The sequence below is a fragment of the Ideonella flava genome (assembly GCF_051857595.1).
Lineage (GTDB): Bacteria > Pseudomonadota > Gammaproteobacteria > Burkholderiales > Burkholderiaceae_C > Ideonella.
Map to the genome: position 1 here is coordinate 178,197 of NZ_JBPZHD010000014.1, position 18,257 is coordinate 196,453.

At 68.7% G+C, this 18,257-nt stretch carries 16 protein-coding genes; 4 read left to right on the forward strand and 12 right to left on the reverse strand.

Annotated features, from left to right (window positions below; all coding sequences use genetic code 11):
- Positions 1–3: 3 nt before the first annotated feature.
- The 12 genes from ACS5PM_RS27610 to ACS5PM_RS27665 form a co-directional block, all read right to left on the reverse strand.
- Positions 4–435: a PaaI family thioesterase gene (locus tag ACS5PM_RS27610; protein ID WP_439391111.1), complete on the reverse strand. Its 432-nt coding sequence runs from the start codon at positions 433–435 to the stop codon at positions 4–6.
- 11 nt (positions 436–446) lie between these two features.
- Entirely contained in the window at positions 447–1,418 is a 972-nt protein-coding gene (locus tag ACS5PM_RS27615) for a Bug family tripartite tricarboxylate transporter substrate binding protein (protein WP_439391112.1), read from the reverse strand.
- Entirely contained in the window at positions 1,415–3,085 is a 1,671-nt protein-coding gene (locus ACS5PM_RS27620; RefSeq protein ID WP_439391113.1) for a long-chain-fatty-acid--CoA ligase, read from the reverse strand. The genes ACS5PM_RS27615 and ACS5PM_RS27620 overlap by 4 nt, the downstream gene beginning before the upstream one ends.
- 100 nt (positions 3,086–3,185) lie before the next feature.
- Positions 3,186–4,346, reverse strand: coding sequence for an acyl-CoA dehydrogenase family protein (locus ACS5PM_RS27625; RefSeq protein ID WP_439391114.1), 1,161 nt, complete (start codon positions 4,344–4,346; stop codon positions 3,186–3,188).
- The gene (locus tag ACS5PM_RS27630) at positions 4,343–5,170 is read right to left on the reverse strand and encodes an SDR family NAD(P)-dependent oxidoreductase (RefSeq protein ID WP_439391116.1); all 828 of its coding nucleotides are present in this window, start codon (positions 5,168–5,170) and stop codon (positions 4,343–4,345) included. Before ACS5PM_RS27630 ends, ACS5PM_RS27625 begins: the two co-directional genes overlap by 4 nt.
- Before the next feature lie 21 nt (positions 5,171–5,191).
- The gene (locus ACS5PM_RS27635) at positions 5,192–5,611 is read right to left on the reverse strand and encodes a MaoC family dehydratase (protein WP_439391117.1); all 420 of its coding nucleotides are present in this window, start codon (positions 5,609–5,611) and stop codon (positions 5,192–5,194) included.
- Positions 5,612–5,623: 12 nt separating this feature from the next.
- Complete coding sequence (locus ACS5PM_RS27640; RefSeq protein ID WP_439391118.1) at positions 5,624–6,067, reverse strand: MaoC family dehydratase N-terminal domain-containing protein; 444 nt, start codon at positions 6,065–6,067, stop codon at positions 5,624–5,626.
- An 11-nt stretch (positions 6,068–6,078) separates the two neighbouring features.
- A complete protein-coding gene (locus tag ACS5PM_RS27645; RefSeq protein ID WP_439391119.1) occupies positions 6,079–7,263 on the reverse strand; it encodes a lipid-transfer protein in 1,185 nt (394 codons plus the stop codon).
- A gap of 112 nt (positions 7,264–7,375) precedes the next feature.
- Positions 7,376–8,365, reverse strand: a complete 990-nt coding sequence (locus ACS5PM_RS27650) for a Bug family tripartite tricarboxylate transporter substrate binding protein (RefSeq protein WP_439391120.1) — start codon at positions 8,363–8,365, stop codon at positions 7,376–7,378.
- Positions 8,366–8,513: 148 nt separating this feature from the next.
- On the reverse strand, positions 8,514–9,542 hold the full coding sequence (locus tag ACS5PM_RS27655; protein ID WP_439391121.1) for an AraC family transcriptional regulator: 1,029 nt from the start codon (positions 9,540–9,542) through the stop codon (positions 8,514–8,516).
- Between the two features lie 122 nt (positions 9,543–9,664).
- On the reverse strand, positions 9,665–11,458 hold the full coding sequence (locus ACS5PM_RS27660; protein WP_439391122.1) for a hypothetical protein: 1,794 nt from the start codon (positions 11,456–11,458) through the stop codon (positions 9,665–9,667).
- 153 nt (positions 11,459–11,611) lie between these two features.
- Positions 11,612–12,775, reverse strand: coding sequence for a CaiB/BaiF CoA transferase family protein (locus tag ACS5PM_RS27665; protein ID WP_439391123.1), 1,164 nt, complete (start codon positions 12,773–12,775; stop codon positions 11,612–11,614).
- Between the two features lie 211 nt (positions 12,776–12,986).
- Between ACS5PM_RS27665 and ACS5PM_RS27670 the strand changes: the two genes are divergently transcribed.
- The 4 genes from ACS5PM_RS27670 (at position 12,987) to ACS5PM_RS27685 (ending at position 18,217) form a co-directional block, all read left to right on the forward strand.
- Positions 12,987–13,862, forward strand: coding sequence for a hypothetical protein (locus ACS5PM_RS27670; protein WP_439391124.1), 876 nt, complete (start codon positions 12,987–12,989; stop codon positions 13,860–13,862).
- A 131-nt stretch (positions 13,863–13,993) separates the two neighbouring features.
- Positions 13,994–14,548 carry a thioredoxin family protein gene (locus ACS5PM_RS27675; RefSeq protein WP_439391125.1) on the forward strand — a complete coding sequence of 185 codons (555 nt, stop codon included), beginning with the start codon at positions 13,994–13,996 and terminating at the stop codon, positions 14,546–14,548.
- A 257-nt stretch (positions 14,549–14,805) separates the two neighbouring features.
- Positions 14,806–16,977 carry a glycoside hydrolase family 9 protein gene (locus ACS5PM_RS27680; protein WP_439391126.1) on the forward strand — a complete coding sequence of 724 codons (2,172 nt, stop codon included), beginning with the start codon at positions 14,806–14,808 and terminating at the stop codon, positions 16,975–16,977.
- Positions 16,978–16,993: 16 nt separating this feature from the next.
- Positions 16,994–18,217, forward strand: a complete 1,224-nt coding sequence (locus ACS5PM_RS27685) for a DUF418 domain-containing protein (protein ID WP_439391128.1) — start codon at positions 16,994–16,996, stop codon at positions 18,215–18,217.
- Positions 18,218–18,257 lie beyond the last annotated feature (40 nt).

An 18,257-nucleotide genomic window follows, 5' to 3' on the forward strand; every position in this document is an offset into this window, starting at 1 on the left:
GCTTCAGGCGGCCGGTGCGCGGTAGCGGAAGGTGCCCATGGCCTTGGCGACGACCTCGCCGGTCGAATCGGTCATCTCGGCCTCGCAGAAGCACACCGAGCGGCCGCCGCCGGTGGCGCGGCCGGTGGCTTCGAGCCGGCCGGCGGCCGGGCGCATGAAGCCGATGTGCATGTCGATGGTGACCACCTCGCGGGCGAAGTCGATGCGGCTGAGCGCGGCGTTGGCCATCGCGCTGTCGAGCAGGGTCATCACCACCCCGCCGTGGCCACCGCCATGGTTGTTGAGCAGGTCGGGTTGCAGGTCGAGGGTGACGACTGCCTCGCCGCCGCCGACGCGCACGCGGCGCATGCCGATCTTGTCGAGGAAGGGGATGTGGCGCTCGGGCAGGGCAGGGGTCGGCTGTGCCGCCGGGGCGATGGAAGGGGATTCGGACATCGCGTTGCGCCTCACTCCGGCTTGAAGCCGATCTCGTCGAGCATGGTCTTCTCGCGCTGGAACTGGGCCTGCGCGTAGGCCTTGTAGGCCGGCGGGTCGAGCAGCGCGGGCGCGAGGTCGAACTCGTTGCACAGGCGCTTGTAGTCCGGATCCTCGGTGGCCTTGCGCAAGGCGGCGTGCAGGCGCTCGGTGATCTCGGGCGGCAGGCCCTTGGGCGCGACCAGGCCGATGTTGGATTGCACGACCAGGTCGTGGCCCAGCTCCTTCAGCGTGGGCACCTGGGGCCACCGGGGCAGGCGGTGCTCGGTCATGGTCGCGAGCAGCCGCACCTTGCCGCTGCTGGCCATGGGGCCGAAGCCCGGGTCGCCGTAGACATCGAGGTGGCCGCCGATCAACGCGGTGAAGGCCTCGCTGCCGCCCTTGAAGGGGATCATGTTGAACTTCACGCCGGCGCTGCGGCCCAGGCGCTCGGCATAGATGCGGTTGGCGCTGATGGCGCCGACGTTGCCCCAGCTCACGATGCCGGGGCGGGCCTTGGCATCGGCCAGCAGCTCGGGCAGCGTCTTCCACGGCGCATCGGCCGCGACGGCGATGCCGGTGCTGAGCGAGCCCAGGCCGATCACGTAGGTGAAGTCCTTCAGCGGGTCCCACGTGGCCTTGGCGATCAGCGGCTGGCGGATCACCGAGTTGTGCATCAGCGCGAGGGTGTAGCCATCGGCCTCGGTCATCGTGGCCAGGCCGGCGGTGCCGGTGACGCCGCCCGCGCCGGGCTTGTGCATCAGCACCACGGGCTGGCCCAGCTCCTTGCCCGCCGCGTTGCCGAGCGCGCGCAGGATGGGGTCGAACGAGCCGCCGGGCGGGAAGGGCAGCACCAGCACGATGGGCTTGCTCGGGAAGGCGTCGGTGGCCAGGGCCGGAGCGCAGCCGAGCGCGGCTGCCAGCATCGCGGCGGTCCACAGAACGCGGCGGGTCAGTGTGGTCATGCTTGTCCCCTTTGTTGAGCTTGAATCTCTCGCCAGAGAACCTTGCCGGTGCCGGACTTCGGCAGCGCGTCGCGGAACTCGACCTGCCGCGGGACCTTGTAGGCGGCCATGCGCTCGCGGCACCAGGCGATGAGCTGCGGCTCGTCCAGCGCGGCGCCCGGCTTGAGCACCACCACGGCCTTGACGGATTCGCCCTGGCGGCTGTCGGCCACGCCCACGATGCAGGCCTCGTGGATGGCGGGGTGCTCGTAGAGCGCGCTTTCCACCTCGGCCGGCCAGACCTTGTAGCCACTGACGTTGATCATGCGTTTGAGTCGATCTCGCATGAAGAAGTAGCCCTGCTCATCCATGCTGGCGAGATCGCCGGTGCGCAAGAACCGCTGGCCGTCGCGCTCGAAGAAGCTGGCCGCGTTGGCTCGTTCGTCGTGCCAGTAGCCCCGCATCACCTGCGGTGCGCTGGTGACGAGCTCGCCCACTTCCCCCGGCGGCAGCTCGGCGAGGGTCTCGGGGTCGACGATGCGCGAATCCACGCCGAAGGCCGGAACGCCCAGGCACTGGCGCTTGCCGCGGCCCAGCGGGTTGCAGTGCAGGAAGGAGGCGGTCTCGGTCAGGCCGTAGCCCTCGATGTAGCTCAGGCCGAAGCGCTCCTGCAGCATCTCGGCCACGGCCTCCGGCATCGCGGCGCCGCCGCCGTTGAGGATGGCCAGGCTGGACAGATCGCGCTGCAGCGCCTCGGGGTGGGCGAAGAAGTCGTTCAGCATGGCCGGTGGCGCGGCCCAGGCGCTGACGCGGTGGCGTTCGATCAGGCGCGCGGCGTTGGCAGCATCCCAGCGCGGCTGCATCACCACCGTCGCGCCGACCGCCATCGGCATCAGCATCGCGTTCTGCATGCCCAGCAGGTGGAACAGCGGGGCCACGCCCATCACCACCGATTCGGCATGCAGGCCGCGCCACAGCACGGCCGAGACGGTGGAGGCCAGCAGCGTGCGGTGGGTGTGCATGCAGCCTTTGGGCTGGCCGGTGGTGCCGGAGGTGTAGGGCAGCACGCAGAGGTCGTCAGGCGAGGCCTGGACGGCTGACGGCTTCAGGCCCTGGGCCAGCGCCTGTTGCCAGTGAACGAGGCGAGGGTGGTCGAGCACCGCGCGGGGCGCGCTCACCCAGTCGGGCACGGTGAGGTCGCTGGAAGGGCCCAGCGCGTCCGAATACGTGTGCACCACGGCGTGCTGGAGGCGGCCGTCGTCCAGCGCCGGACGCAGGGCGGGCAGCAACTCCTGCGCGACCAGGGCCACGCGGGCGCCGCTGTCCTCGATGTAGTGCGAGAGCTCGGCGGCGGTGCACATCGCGTTGACCGGCACCACCACCGCGCCGCAGCGCACGATGGCGTGGAAAGCTATGGCGTATTGCGGGCAGTTCTGGCTCATCAGCAGCACGCGGTCGCCGTGCCTCAGCTCCGCGTTGCGCTGCAAGTGGCCGGCCAGCGCATCGGCCTGGGCCTTCAGTTCGGCGAAGGTCACCGGCTGGTCGAAGAACAGCACCGCAGGCTTGTCCGGATAGCGCGCCGCGGCCACGTCGAGGTTGTGGCTCAGGCAGACCTGGGGCACGTGGATCTGCCGGGGCAGGCCGCGCGGCCAGACGCTGAACCAGGGGGACGAGGCGCGGGCGGTCATGGCAGTTCTTGTCTCCGGATCCATGCTAGGCGGCGGTCTTCGCGGCGCCTATCTGTATTTGCCGAAACGGGGGTTCACCAGAGATGAAGGCGGGCAGCGCTCAACGCTCCATGCCGCGGGCGATGATTTCCTTCATCACCTCGTTGGCGCCGCCGTAGATGCGGCCCACGCGGGCATCGGCATACATGCGGGCGATGGGGTACTCGTTCATGTAGCCATAGCCGCCGTGCAGCTGCAGGCATTCGTCGACCACCTTGCACAGCGCGTCGGTGATCCACCACTTGGCCATGGCGGCGGTGGGCACGTCCAGCTCGCCGCGCTGCAGCCGGGCGATGCAGTCGTCGACGAAGCTGCGCGCGAGGGTGGCCTGGGTCTGGCACTCGGCCAGCTTGAAGCGGGTGTTCTGCAGGGCCATCAGGGGCGCACCGAAGACCTGGCGCTGCTGCACGTAGGCCAGCGTCTCGTCCACCGCCCGTTGCATGGTGGCCGCGGCGCCCACGGCAATGAGCAGGCGCTCGCGCGGCAGCTGCTGCATCAGCTGCGCGAAGCCACGCCCCTCCTCGCCGCCCAGCAGGTTGGCCGCGGGCACGCGGACGTCGTCGAAGAACAGTTCCACCGTGTCCTGCGCGCGCTGGCCGATCTTGTCCAGCAGGCGTCCGCGGCGAAAGCCCGGCAGATCCCGTGTCTCCATCATCAGCAGCGACACGCCCTTGGCCTGCGCCTGCGGATCGGTCTTGACGGCCACGCAGACGAGATCGGCGTGCAAGCCGTTGGTGATGAAGGTCTTGGCGCCGTTGACCACGTAGTGATCGCCGTCGCGCAGGGCCGTGGTGCGGATGCGCTGAAGGTCGGTGCCGGCGCCGGGCTCGGTCATCGCGATGGCGCCCACCATCTCGCCGCTGGCCATGGCCGGCAGCCAGCGCTTCTTCTGCGCCTCGCTGCCATAGGCCAGCAGGTAGTGCGCCAGGATGCCCGAGTGCACATTGATGCTGAAGCTGTTGACCATCGCGCGCTGCTGCTCCTCGCAGATCACCGCCTCGTGCAGGAAGTGGCCGCCGCCACCGCCGTACTCCTCGGGCATGCCGGCGCACAGCAGGCCCAGCTCGCCGGCCCGCCGCCAGATCTTGCGGTCCACGTGCTTCTGCTCGGCCCACTCCTCGTGGCGCGGCGCGCACTCGGTCTCGAAGAAGCGGCGCGCGGTGTCGCGCAGCTGCTGGAGCTCGGGTTCCATCCAGGGGCGTGCGGGATTCGCGAGGCTCATGGCTTTCCGCCGCCGCAAATGAGGGTCTGGCCACTGACGTAGTTCGACTCGGGGATGCAGAACAGGTAGACCGCGCCGGCCGCTTCCTCCGCCGTGCCGGCGCGCCCCAACGGGATCGTGGCCTCGGCGTTCTTCAGGATCTGCGGGTTGACGCCGACCTTGATCTGGCGGCCCTCGATGTCGATGCTGGCGTCGGCATCGGCGTCGGCTTCGGTCAGGCGCGTCTTGATCAGGCCGAAGGCGACGCTGTTGACGTTGACCTTGTAGCGGCCCCACTCCTTGGCCAGCGCCCGCGTCAAGCCGTTGATGCCGGACTTGGCCGCCGCGTAGTTGGCCTGGCCGGCGTTGCCGTAGACGCCCGAGGTGGACGAGATGTTGACGACCTTGCGGAACACCTGCTTGCCTTCCTCGGCCTCCTTCTTGGCCGTCTCGCGGATGAAATCGGCGGCGGCGCGCAGGATGCGGAAGGGCGCGGTCAGGTGGACGGCCAGGATGTCCTCCCACTGCTCGTCGCTCATCTTCTGGATCACGTTGTCCCAGGTGTAGCCGGCGTTGTTGACGATGATGTCGATGCCGCCGAACTCGTCCAGCGCGGTGCGCACGAAGCGCGGCGCGAAGCCGGCCTCCGTCACGCTGCCTACGCAGGCCGCCGCCTGGCCGCCGGCGGCGCGGATGGCCTGCACCACCTCCATCGCGGGGGCTTCGTCCAGGTCGTTGACCACCACGCGCGCGCCTTCGCTGGCCAGCTTGAGCGCGATCTCGCGGCCTATGCCGCGGCCCGAGCCCGACACCAGCGCCACCTTGTCCTGCAACTTCTTCGTCATCGTCGTATCTCCGGAAGGGGGTCAGGGCAGCGCCACGACGGCGTCGCCGCTCAACTTGACCTGGCCGTCGGCATCCACGGTGGAGAGCTCCAGCCGCACGCGCTTCTCGCCTTCGGCCTCGAACTTCTCCAGCACCGTGCCGCGGCAGGTGATGCGGTCGCCCACCTGGGTGATGGCGACGAAGCGCACGCCGAACTGGCGCAGCTGCCGCTGCGGCGCCCAGTTCGTCAGCAGTCGGCCGAGGTAGGCCATCGACAACATGCCGTGGGCGAACACGTCCTGCTGGCCGGCGGCGCGGGCGAAATCGATGTCCACGTGGATGGGGTTGTGGTCGCCCGAGGCGCCGCAGTACAGCGCCAGCGCCAGGCGCGAGATGGATTCGGTCTGGAAGGCGGGAAGGCTGTCGCCGACCTGCAGCGCCTCGAAATTCGCCAGCGTCATTCGGATGCTCCTTCAGCCGTTGCGAACGACCGTCGCGCTTCGCAGCTCGGCGACGAGTGCGCCGTGCTGGTTGCTCACGCGGGTGCGGCGCACCACGAACTCCAGCGCGCCGCCCTTCTTGTCGTAGATGTCCTCTATGCGCTGCTCGAAGCTCAGCACGTCGCCGGCATAGGCCATGGCGTGGTAGCTGAACTGCTGCTCGCCATGCAGCAGGCGGCGGTAGTCCAGCCCCAGCAGCTCGCGGATGGCCGCGGGCTTGGGGCTGTCCATCTCCAGGCAGAAGAGGAAGGTGGGCGGCACCGGCAGGTCGGGGTGGCCCGCGTCGCGCGCCGCGGCCACGTCGGTGTAGACCGGGTCCGCCTGGCCGGTGGCCTTGGCGAAGAAGCGCAGGCGGCCCGCCTCGACCGGCACCGAGAACGGCGCCAGGGTGTGGCCGATGTAGCGTCTGTCGATCATCGCTGTGCCCCTCAAGCGGCCTGGTACAGCGTGACCACGCACGCGCCGCCCAGCCCGAGGTTGTGTTGCAGCGCCAGCCGCGCGCCCTCGACCTGGCGCTGGTCGGCCTGGCCGCGCAGTTGCCAGGTCAGCTCGGCGCACTGCGCCAGGCCGGTGGCGCCCAGTGGGTGGCCCTTGGAGAGCAGGCCGCCCGAGGGGTTGGTGACCACGCGGCCGCCGTAGGTGTTGTCGCCCTCGACGATGAACTTCTCGGCGGTGCCTTCGGGCGTGAGCCCGAGGCCCTCGTAGGTGATCAGTTCGTTGGCGGTGAAGCAGTCGTGCAGCTCGACCACGTCCAGGTCCTCGGGGCCGATGCCGGCGGCTTCGTACACCTGGGCCGCGGCGGCCTGGGTCATGTCGTAGCCCACGAGCTGGCGCATGTCGCGCTTGTCGAACGTGCTGGGCGTGTCGGTGGTCATGGCCTGCGCGGCGATGAAGACCTTGGCATCGAGGCCATGGCGGCGCGCGAAGTCCTCCGAGCACAGGATGGCCGCGGCCGCGCCGCAGGTGGGCGGGCAGCACTGCAGGCGGGTGAGGGGCTCGAACACCGTGGGCGCGGCCATCACCTGGTCGAGCGTGACGGTGTCGCGAAACACCGCCAGCGGGTTGCGCGCCGCGTGCTGGCGCGCCTTGACCGAGATGCGGGCGAAGGTGTCGGCGCGGATGCCGTACTGCTTCATGTAATCGCGCCCGGCGCCGCCGAAGAACTGCGAGGCGCGCGGCGCGGCGTCGTCGTAGCCCTGCAGCTCGCTCATCGTCTCGGCGAAACGCGCCATCGGCGACGGCCGGTCGTCATAGGCGCCCTTGAGCGCGCCGGGCACCATCTGCTCGAAGCCCAGCGCGATGGCGCACTCGACCATGCCGCTCTCCACCGCCTGGCGCGCCAGGTACAGCGCGCTGGAGCCGCTGGAGCAGTTGTTGTTGAGGTTGAACACCGGGATGCCGGTGAGGCCGACGCGGTAGATCGCCGCCTGGCCGGCGGTGGAGTCGCCGTAGACATAGCTCACGTAGGCCTGCTGCACCTCGGCATAGGGCACGCGGGCATCCTCCAGCGCGAGCTTGGCGGCGCGCTCGCCCATCACCATGTAGGGCTCGCTCTTGCCGGGCTTGCTGAAGGGGATCATGCCGACACCGGCTACGAAGACTTTGCGTTTCATCGGGGGTCTGCCTTTGTGCAGGGCTGTGATGGCTCGAAGCTTGCGCCGCCGTGGTCTTCAGTCCAATGGCCAGTGCGGACAAGCGCATTGGCAAAACCGCTCAAGGCGCGGCTCATTCGAGGCGGATGTTGGCTTCGCGGATGATCCGGGCGTAGATGGCGGCGTCTTCGCGCACGACCTTGGCGAAGTCGGCCGTCGGCATGCCGCCGGGCGTCATGCCCAGGCCCTCGATGCGCTGGATCACGTCGGGCAGGTGCAGGATGCGGTTGGCCTCGTCGGCGAACTTCTTCGCGATCGGGGCGGGTACCCCCGAGGGCATGAACAGCGCGAACCAGCCCAGCGGCTCGAAGGAGTGGTAGCCCAGCTCGGCGAAGGTCGGCACCTCGGGCAGCAAGGGGTTGCGGCGAGGTCCGGTGACGGCCAGGGGTTTCATCGCCTCCAGGTGAGGGCGGGCGGTGGCCATGTCGATGAAGGCCGAGAAGAGCTGGCCGCCGCGCAGGTCCTGCAGCAGGGGTGCTGCGCCCTTGTATGGCACATGCGTGAGGTCGAGCTTGGCCTGCATGTTCAGCAGCGATCCCTGGATGTGCGAGGACGTGCCCACGCCATAGGAGCCGAAGTTGTACTTGCGGGGGTTGGCCTTGACCAGGTCGATGAACTCCTTGAGCGTGCTCACGGGAGCGGACTTGGGAACGACCAGCAGGGAGTTGGTGCTGGCCACCTGCGCGAGCGGCTGCAGGTCCTTCATCACGTCGTAGCCGAGGTTGGGCATCAGCGCCGGCACCTGCACGATGGCCGTGATGGCCAGCAGCACCGTGTAGCCGTCGGGCGGCGACTTGGCCACCATGTCGTTGCCGATGGTGCCGGAGGCGCCGGGCTTGTTCTCCACGATCACCGTCTGGCCCCACGCCTCCTGCAGCTTGGTCGCCATCACCCGCCCCAGCGTGTCGGTGGCGCCGCCGGCCGGGTAGGGCACGACGATGCGGATCACCTGGCGCGGGTAGGCGTCGGCGCCCTGGGCGAAGGCCGCCGAAGTGGCGCACAGGCCGAGCGCGGACAGCGCGCCGGCAAAGCTGCGGCGTGTGATGGTGAGGGGCTTGTGCATCTCGCTTGTCTCCGTCTGTCTGGTGCAATGACGGATGCGAGTGTGGGAGCCGGTGCCCACGCGTCCAATGGCAACGACGCTCTATGCATTGGCAGAAAGTGACAACCGTCGTCGTGCTTCGGGTTGACCCCGAGCAGCGCCCGGCGGCTCAGCGCTCGCGCAGGCGGGTCTGCCGGTATTCGCCCGGCGCCACGCCGGTCCAGTGCTTGAAGGCGCGGTGAAAGGTGCTGGCCTCCGAGAAGCCCAGCAACGCCGCGATCTCGGGCAGCGTCAGCTCGGGTCGGGCGAGGTACTCGATCGCGGCGTCGCGGCGCAGGTCGTCCTTGATTTCGCGAAAGCCGCGGCCTTCTTCGTGCAGGCGGCGGCGCAGCGTCTGCGGCGTCATCGCGAGCTGATGGCCGATGTCCTCGAGAGAGGGCAGCTCCTCGGCCAGGCGGCGGCGCAGGATGCGGCGGATCCGCTCGGTGAGGCTGCTCTGGTCGCGATACTTCACGAGCAGGCTGGCGGGCGCCTGCTGCAGGAACTCGCCCAGGCTCTGCGCGTTCTGCACCACCGGCAGATCGAGCCAGCGGGCGTCGAAGCGCCAGCCCGTGCACAGCTGGTCGTAGTGCACCGGGGCCTGGAAGAGCGTGCCCGCGTCGTTGCTGTGGCCGAGGGCGGATGGGGGGTAGTCCACCGCCAGCAGCGGCACGCGGCGCGCTACCAGCCAGCAGGCCAGGCCGTAGGCGAAGAATGAGAACGCCCGCTCGGCGTAGGCCAGCGCTGCGTTCGGCTCGCCGCGCGGCACCAGGCTCAAGCGGGCCACGCGGCCCTGCACCTGCAGGCGGGGCACGAAGTCGTCGAGCAGCAGGCGGTAAAAGCGCAGCCCGGCCTGCAGCGCCTCGCCCAGCGTGCGCGAGCCAATCAGCAGGCGGCACCCCATCGCGAAGCTGCCGAGCGGCAGCGGCCGCTGGCACAGGCCCCAGAGCTCATCGCGCATCGCGTGGCGCAGCACGAAGATCAGGGCGGCGTACTGCGCCTGCGTGACCCGAGACAGCGGCGATTCGAGCAGGGCGGGCGAGATGCCGGCACGCTGCAGCAAGGCGCCGATGTCGGCACCCCGCGCGCGCGCACCGAGCAGGATCTGCTCGACCTGCTGGATGGCGATCGTGTGGTGGGTGAAGCTCGTCGTCGCCATGCGGGCGCCGCGCCAGGCCGGGTGTCCGAGGTGGCGCGATTGTAGGAAGTGGGCCCTGAAGCCAGCAGTCGCTTCAACCTACCTCTATCGGAGGGCATCCTGCGTCCCGCAGGGGCTTGCCCTCACCGCGTACTGTCATCCAGAAGCTTCTGAAGCAGCGCCGGAAGCTTCTGACTCTTGTCCCGGCTAAAGAATGACGTCGGCTTGCCGGCGTACGCCTGGGTGTCGCCAATCATCTCCTTCAGAGCAGGGGCACGGTGCTCGGGCGGAAGCCTCTTGGCCTGCTCGGCAAAGCTCTGCAGGAGCGCGTCACGCTTCGTCGCTCCGTGGGGGACTGGACGTTCCAGCACGGCCGGCAAAGCTCGGGCCAGCGATTTGAGCGCTTCGGCGAGGCTGGAAGGGTCAGAGACGTGCGGCAGCCACTTGAGAACCTGATCCACAGCAGCTGCGCGCGGGGCGTGGTCGGGAAGGGCACCCGCCGCCCGGGACATCGGCACCAGCAGGCCCTCGAGGCCGCCCATCTGGGCGAACGCCGCCCGCGAGGGCCCTGGGCCCGCAAGGGAATGGCGCAGCTTTTTCTCCGCCTCTTCCAGGCAACTCACCACAGCTTCGAATGCCTTTTCGCGCGCCTCTTCGGTGAGCTTGGGGATGACCGAGGCCAGCTTCACAAGCGCCTTACTCGATGCGGGCCAGTGTCCCTTGATCAATGCCGCAGCCTCCCCTTGCATCTCAGGCGCCAGGCGCGGCACTGTCTCCATCAAGCCTGCAAGCATGGCCTCCTTCGTAGCCGTGCCCCCCCGTGCATGGGCGAGGGCGGTGGCTTCAACCAGTTCGGGCCTGGAACGCAGGATTTCCTTCATCTGCGCCCATGCAGGCCGCAACTCCGTCTCGGGCAATTCGCCAAGCCGTTCGGCCATGCTTTTCAGCGGGTTATTGGATTCGAAACTTTCACCAAAATGTCGAATGCGGTCCGGGATGAGAGACATCAGAGGGTTGAACGACTTTTGCAGCAATTGCGGGTCGTTGGCCTCGCACACCATCTGCCAAGCTTTTCCAACCCAGTCGGTGGGATCAATACGCTGACCCACCCGCGCAAGCTCGTTCACCAATGCCAAGCGATCGTCTGATCCAATCTTCGAGATCGGCATCTCGGAGACGATGTGGCGCAAGTCGGTGGACGCACGTGGGTCGGCTTTGAGGAATTCGAATGACCGAACGATCTTGAGCATTTCGTCGATGGGCCGCTCGTGCGGATGCGTCCATACCGCCTTCGACAGAAGATGCAGGTTGTCCGGGTTGTACTGCATTTGCCCGAGCATCGTGTCGAAGACTTTCTGTCGCTGATGCGCCGGCAGCTTTTGGGACGCCTCGAGCATGACATGCACCGACGTCGCTCCAGCTTCCGATTGGGACAGCCAGGACGCAATACCCGCCAAACGGCCTGCGAGGTGCTCTGGTGGCAACTGAGCTATCACCTTGGCGAGGACAGCTATGACGCGGTTGCCTTCGAAGCCTTTTTTCTCCCAGAAGCACTCCGCCTGGGCGGTAGTGATCTTGTCGACGACGGCCGGAAGGTCATCACGGTTGCCCTCGTTGATGCTCGCCAGCGCTGCTGCACTCTCTTCGCCGAGCCGCGTGGCGACCTCGGTCAACAGATCGGCAGGGAAGGCCCAGGGCGCGGTGTTTGCTTCAAAGCGATCGCCCGTTGAGCCCACTGCAGGCAGCGCCGCGCGCGGCCGGCCTGTGGCCGCCGGCTCCGGCGACGAAGCGCGGCGCGTTTCCAGCCCATCCGGGCGCTCGTGAGTCCGTTGCCCAGGTGCACGGTGGCTGGGCGATGCGGATGTGCTGCGAGACGAGCTGTCGTGCTGGAACGGCACGCCCGTGAAGGAAGGCGTTCTGATGTGGGTGGGTTGCATGCGTGTGTCCGGCCGGGATTTCCCGAGACTGTCGGGCGAGGTCTTCCGCGTCGGGCCCGGAACACGAAGGCAAGTGCAAACTGGCGAAGGTGGCTTCTTCCTTGGTGTCTGATTTGCCTGCGTACGCCTCGTTGGTTATGAAGCGTGCGGGCGCTAAGCGATCGCTCCTTGCCGGCGCAGGTGGTCGCGTTCGCTGGCGCCGAATCCCAGCTCGTCGAGGATCTCGTCGTTGTGCTCGCCGGGGCGCGGGGCCGGGCGGCGTAGCTCGAAGCGGTAGCCGCTCATCTTGACCGGGCAGGCGAGTTGACGCGGGCCGCCCTCCGGCGGTTCGACGACCATGCCGCGAGCGCGGAAGTGCGGGTCGTCCAGCGCCTCCTCCAGGCGCAGCACCGGCGTCACGCAGCAGCCGGTGCCCTCGAAGCGCTGCTGCCAGTGGGCCAGGGGCTGCGAGGCGATGATCTCGGCGAGCTCTGCACGCAGCATCTGCGTGGCCTCGGCATCGGGCGGCAGGTGCTGCGGTTTCAGGTCTTCGCGGCCCAGCACGTGGCAGAAGGCGTCCCAGAACTTGCGCTCCAGCGCGCCGACGGCGAGATGGCGGCCGTCGCTCGTTCGGTACAGGCCGTAGCAGGCCAGGCCGCCCGACAGCTTGTCGGTGCCCGCCGGCCGGGTGGTGCCCTCCCTGAGCATGCTCACCATGGGCACCACGGCATGGGCCAGGGTGCTGTCGGCGATCGAGATGTCCACGTGCCGGCCGCGGCCGGTGCGTTGCGCGTCGAACAAGGCGGCGAGCAGGCCCATCGCCGCGGTGAGCGAGCCGCCGAGCAGGTCGGCCACGGGCACGTTCGACAAGGCCGGTGCTTCGCCCGCTCGGCCGATCTGGTCGCTCACGCCGGCCAGCGCGCAGTAGTTGAGGTCGTGGCCGGGCTCGTCGCGGTAGGGCCCGCTCTGGCCGTAGCCGGTGATGCTGCAGTAGACGAGCTTGGGGTTGAGCGCGGCCAGGGTGTCGTAGCCCACCCCGAGCCGCTCCATCACGCCGGGGCGGAAGCTTTCGACGAGCACATCGGCGTCGCGGGCCAGCGCCTGCAGCACGGCCACGCCCTCGGGCTGCTTGAGGTCCAGCCGCAGCGCGCGCTTGTTACGCTGGACGAGGGTGCGCAGGGCCGGGGCCGCGTAGTCTCCGGCGCCGGTGTCCTCGATCTTGATCACGTCGGCGCCGAGGTCGGCGAGGTGCAGCGTGCACATCGGGCCGGGCAGGAGACGCGTGAGGTCGAGTACGCGCACGCGTGCCAGCGGGGCGGTGTCGGGGGCTGCTGTCATCGGGCCAGTCTAGGCAGCACGGCGGTGCCGGGCGATGGCGGATTGGCTGAATCCGATTGGCAGGAACGATCAGCAGGCCGGCCGGAAGCAAGCCGCGGCAGCCCCGGCGCGGGTCTTTCGCTTCACCACACGACCGTTCGCACGGCATGGGCCGCGCGGGCGGGCCGCTCGGAGACTGGCCCCTCCTACGGTCGAATGAAGAAGGCAAAGAATGGGCGGAGTCATCTCCAAGGCTTTGGCAGGCAGCCCGGTCCAAACGGCCAGCGCCTCGTCGCCCGAGCTCGCTCATCCGGGCGCGGCAGCCCCGTCGCCGCCTGACCACTCGACGGCTTCGCCTCGCGGCGCCGGCGTTCTCGATGGACTCGCCCAGCGACGCTCTCCGAGCCAGGACGAGGCGGCCACGACCCTGCAAGCGCACTGGCGCGGCGCTCACCAGAGAGACGTCAATGCCAGGGATGCGCAGGGCCACACGCCCTACCGAAGCGAGCTCCACTACCAGATGGCCAGTCATGGCTACTGCGTCGAAGCCCAGCCCATGAAGCGCTTCAGCGATGGAACGACTGGCCCGCGCGAGAAGGAATGGGTGGTCTACGAGTCGACCCGGCACGTCCCCAAGGGTTCTCTGGCGCTGCTGCACAGCCGCCAGCAAGAGCAGGAGAAGGACGAGATGAAGCAGGCCCTCTACCAGGGCCAGGTGCCCAAAGGCGTGGTCTACGACCCGGGGGATGAGCACGACATGCGGGTCAACTCGGCCTGGATGCTCGGCCTGGCCCACCACCGGGTGCCGACCGTGATGGCGAGCGCGCTGGACGACGTGACAGTGGTGCGCAAGAGCGCCCGGGAAGAAGCGCCCGAGGAGCAGAACACGGACTCGAACCTCTCGGCCCTGGCCAGGGAGGTCATGGCCATGACGGGCAGCGGGCACTTCCGCCTGGGCGGCGCGCTGCTGGGAAAGCAGGTGCTCGTTCCCACCCCCAGCGCGTCGAACGCCACGCTGGCGGACTTCAAGACCCCCTCCGGAATGCCGCAGGAGGAAGTGAAGAGAAAGCTCGACCAGGCCGGCATCGACACGGCCGGCCTGAGCTGACGCATTGACTCGTTCGGTCGTCCTGGGCGCCGGGAGCGGCGCGGTATCCTGACCTGATGTCGGTGGACACGGCCTTGGCCGCGCAGGCATCGAGGCCGCGTCCATCGTCCAACCCGCAGGAGAGTCCGCCCATGGCTGCCACGTCCGAGCCGCTGCAGCGCGGCATGATCGCCCCCGATTTCAGGCTGCCCGGCGTCGAGGGCCGGAGCTGGTCCTACGCCGAGGCTGCCGGGCCGCAAGGGCTGGTCGTGATGTTCATCTGCAACCACTGCCCTTACGTGCTGGCGGTCGTGGACCGCATCGTGCAGGAGGCGCGGGCCCTGCGGCAGATCGGCGTCGGCGTGGTGGCGATCTGCGCCAACGATGCCGCCGCCTATCCGCAGGACTCCTTCGAGCGCATGAAGGCCTTCGCTGCCGAGCATGGCTTCGACTTCCCCTACCTTCACGACGAGACGCAGCAGGTGGCTTTGGCCTACGGCGCCGTGTGCACGCCGGACATCTTCGGCTTCAACCGGGAGCGGTCGCTTCAGTACCGAGGGCGGCTGGACTCCGCCGGGCGACAGCCGCCCGCGCCCGACACCCGCCGCGAGCTTTACGAGGCCATGGAGTCGATCGCGCGCACCGGCCAGGGCCCCGAGGCCCAGCACGCCAGCATGGGCTGCTCGATCAAGTGGAAGGCGGCCTGAAGGCCTCGGCGCTGAAGCGGCAGCTTTCGCAAGGCGCGCGCGATGAGCTGAGGGCCGGCCAACGGCCTCCATGGATCAGTGGCCGGCGATGCCTTCGGCCAAGGGTTTGTTCTGGTAAGGCCGCCTTGCGATTGGGGCGAAACTGGTATTACCAATTTATTGGTAGCACCGGCAAGGTGCTGAAGTCCCGCCCTCGGCCGGCTCGTCAGGATTCGCCGGGGAAGACCAGACCTCACAGACCAGAACGGAGACAAGACGTGTCGATCAGAACAGGCGTGCTGCTTTCACTCGCAGCGTTGGGCGCCCCGGCGTGGGCACAGACGTGCCAGCCCAGCGCGGTCACCCCCTACCTCAACATCAACGGCACCAGCCCCTGGGCGGTCCGGGCCTCGGCATCGCTGAACGCCGGCTCCCGGGTCGTGCTCGGGCCGCAGCCGCTGCAAGGCTCGTGGTCGTGGAGCGGCTGCGGCACCTCGGGCTCGTCGCGCGAGCAGGCGATCAAGCTCAGTGCCAGCTGCACAGCCACCGCCACCTACACCAACAGCTGCGGTGCGAAGACGGTGCAGAACTACACCTTCACCGTCGCGCCGGCGCCGGCCGCCAACGTGGCCAAGTACATCATGGTCGACCAGTTCGGCTACCAGCCCAACCGCAAGAAGATCGCGGTGCTGCGCCTGCCCAAGGTGGGCTATGACAGCAACGAGTTCTACTGGCCCCAGCAGCTGCAGGTGGTGAACTCGCTCAACGGCTCGGTTGTCTACACCTTCTGGCCCAGGGACTGGAACGAGCTCAAGACCGATCCCTCCTCGGGCGACCAGGTGTGGTGGTTCGACTTCAGCCAGGTCACCACGCCCGGCACCTACGAGATCGTCGATCCCGCGGCCAACCAGCGCTCGGCCCGTTTCGAGATTGGTGACAACGTCTACCGCGACGTGTTGATCCAGGCCGTGCGGAGCTTTTACTACCAGCGCGCTGGCCAGACCAAGAGCGCCGGCAACGCCGGTGCCGGCTGGGCCGATGCCGCGAGCCACCTGAAGGCGGGCCAGGACACCCAGGCCCGGCGCTTCCTCGACAAGAACAACGCCAACACCGCACGCGACCTGCGGGGCGGCTGGTACGACGCGGGCGACCTCAACAAGTACTCCAGCTGGGCCGCCGGCTACGTGCAGGACCTGCTGGACGCCTACAGCCAGAACCCCACGGTCTGGACCGACGACTTCAACATCCCCGAGTCCCGGAACGGCATTCCCGACCTGCTCGACGAAGTGAAGTGGGGCCTGGACTGGCTGGTGCGCATGCAAAACAGCAACGGCTCGGTGCTGTCCATCGTCGGCGTTTCGCACGCCAGCCCGCCGTCGGCCGCCACCGGCCCGAGCTACTACGGTGACGCGAGCACTTCGGCCACGCTCGCGGTGGCGGCCGCCTATGCGCACGGCGCCAAGGTGTTCGGCGGCCTGAACAACACGGCGATGAAGAACTATGCCGCCGACCTGCTGACGCGGGCCCGCAATGCATGGAACTGGGCTGCGGCCAATCCGAACGTGGTCTTCCGCAACAACGACGAGGCCAGCGGCACTCAAGGCCTCGGTGCCGGCCAGCAGGAGACGGACGACGCGGGCCGCAAGCAACTGCGCCTGTTCGCCGCCATCAAGCTCTTCGCAGCCACGGGCGAGGCCACCTACCGCGACTACGTCGACGCGCACTACACGGAAGAGCCGCTGATGGGCTCGTGGTACATCTCGCCCTTCAACGCCGGCAGCGCCAGCAACCTGCTGTACTACGCCTCGCTGCCCGGCGCCACCGCCAGCATCGCGAGCGCCATCCGCACTCGCTACGTCGAGCAGTGGGCCCGCCCGGACTACGGCGGCTGGGGCGCCGTCGATGCGCAGCGCGACCCGTACCGCGCCTACCTCAGCGACTACACCTGGGGCAGCAACGGGGCGAAGGGCCTGGCCGGCACCTTGTTCGCCAACGAAAGCTACTACGGCATCAACAGCCGCAGCGCCGACGAAGTGGCCGATGCCGCGTCCGACTACCTGCACTACCTGCACGGCGTGAACCCGTTCGGCAAGGTCTACCTGACCAACATGGTGAGCTTCGGCGCCGAGAAGTCGGTCAACCAGATCTTCCACACCTGGTTCACCGACGGCAGCGCGCAATGGGACAGCGCCGCGACCTCGACCTACGGCCCCGCGCCGGGCATCCTCGTGGGCGGCCCCAACTACAACCAGTGGAACTGGGACGACCGCTGTCCCGGCATCTCGGCCGCCTGCGGCACGAGCCGGCCGACCCCGCCGTGGGGCCAACCGCCGCAGAAGTCCTACCTCGACTTCAACGACGGCTGGCCGCTGAACTCCTGGCCGATCAGCGAGAACTCCAACGGCTACCAGACGGCCTACATCCGCCTGCTCGCCCGTTTCGTGAAGTGACGCACAACGCCCCGGCGTGACAGCACGAGTCGCGGCGACGCGCCCGCCAGCCGGCAACGCTCGGCTGGACCTGGTGGACGCGCTCCGCGGCTCGGCGCTGCTCGGCATCCTGCTGTTGCACGCGGTCGAGCACTGGGACTTCATGCGCATGCCGCCGGGCCGGCCGGCCTGGCTCGAAGCGCTGGACGGCCAGACCATCGGCTGGGCCTTCCGGATCCTCGGCGGCAAGGCGTATGCGATCTTCGCGCTGATGTTCGGCGTGAGCTTCTTCATCACGCTGCAAAGCTGGCGCCGCAGGGGCGACGAAGGCGCCCAGGCACGCTTCCTCTGGCGCATGGCGCTGCTCGGCGTGCTGGGCTACCTGCACGGCCTGCTCTACAACGGAGACATCCTTGGCCCCATCGCCTTGCTGGCGGTGCCGCTGGTCTTGCTGGACCGGCTGGGCTCGCGAGGGCTGACTGTCGTCGCGGTGCTGCTGCTGCTTCAACTGCCGCAGTGGGTCGAGGTGCTGCGCGTGCTGGCCGACCCTGCCTGGCAGCCGGGCATCCCGCGTCACTGGGCCATGTTCGGGCAGGCAGAGGACGTGTTCGCCACCGGCAGCCTCGCCGACGTGGTGCGCCTGAACGCGTGGCAAGGGCAGCTCACCAAGTGGTGGTGGCTGTGGGAGAGCTGGCGCTGGCCGCAGATGCTGGGCCTGTTCGCCTGCGGCCTGCTGCTGGGGCGCAGCGGCGTGTTGCACGATGCTGTCCGGCTGCAGCGGCTGGCGCGCTGGACGCTGGTCGGGGGGCTCGCAGGCCTCGCGCTGGCCTGGCTTGCGCAGCGTGGCCTGGGCATGCTGGGACTGCAGGGCCGGCGCGAACAACTCCTGGCGGAGCTCGTGGGGATGTACGGCAACCTGGCGCAGGCGGCGGTGTGGGCCGGCGGCTTCGCGCTGCTGTATCCGCGCGCACGCCGGGTGCTTGGCGTGCTGGTCCCTTACGGGCGCATGAGCCTCACTTGCTACGTCACGCAGGCCGTGATCGGGGTTCCGTTCTTCTACCCCTTCGGGCTGGGCCTCTACCGCCACGTGGGCCCGTTCGCGGCGCTGTTCTTCGCCCTTGCGGTGTTCGCGCTGCAATGCACATTCGCGCGGGCGTGGCTGAAGCGGTATTCATACGGGCCGCTCGAGTGGCTGTGGCGCGCGGCCACGCTGCGCACGCTTCAGGTGCCGATGCGGCGTGCCCTGCCACAGCCGACATGAGCCAGGAGGTGGCTGTGGAAAGGTCCGGGCCAGCGCTCGC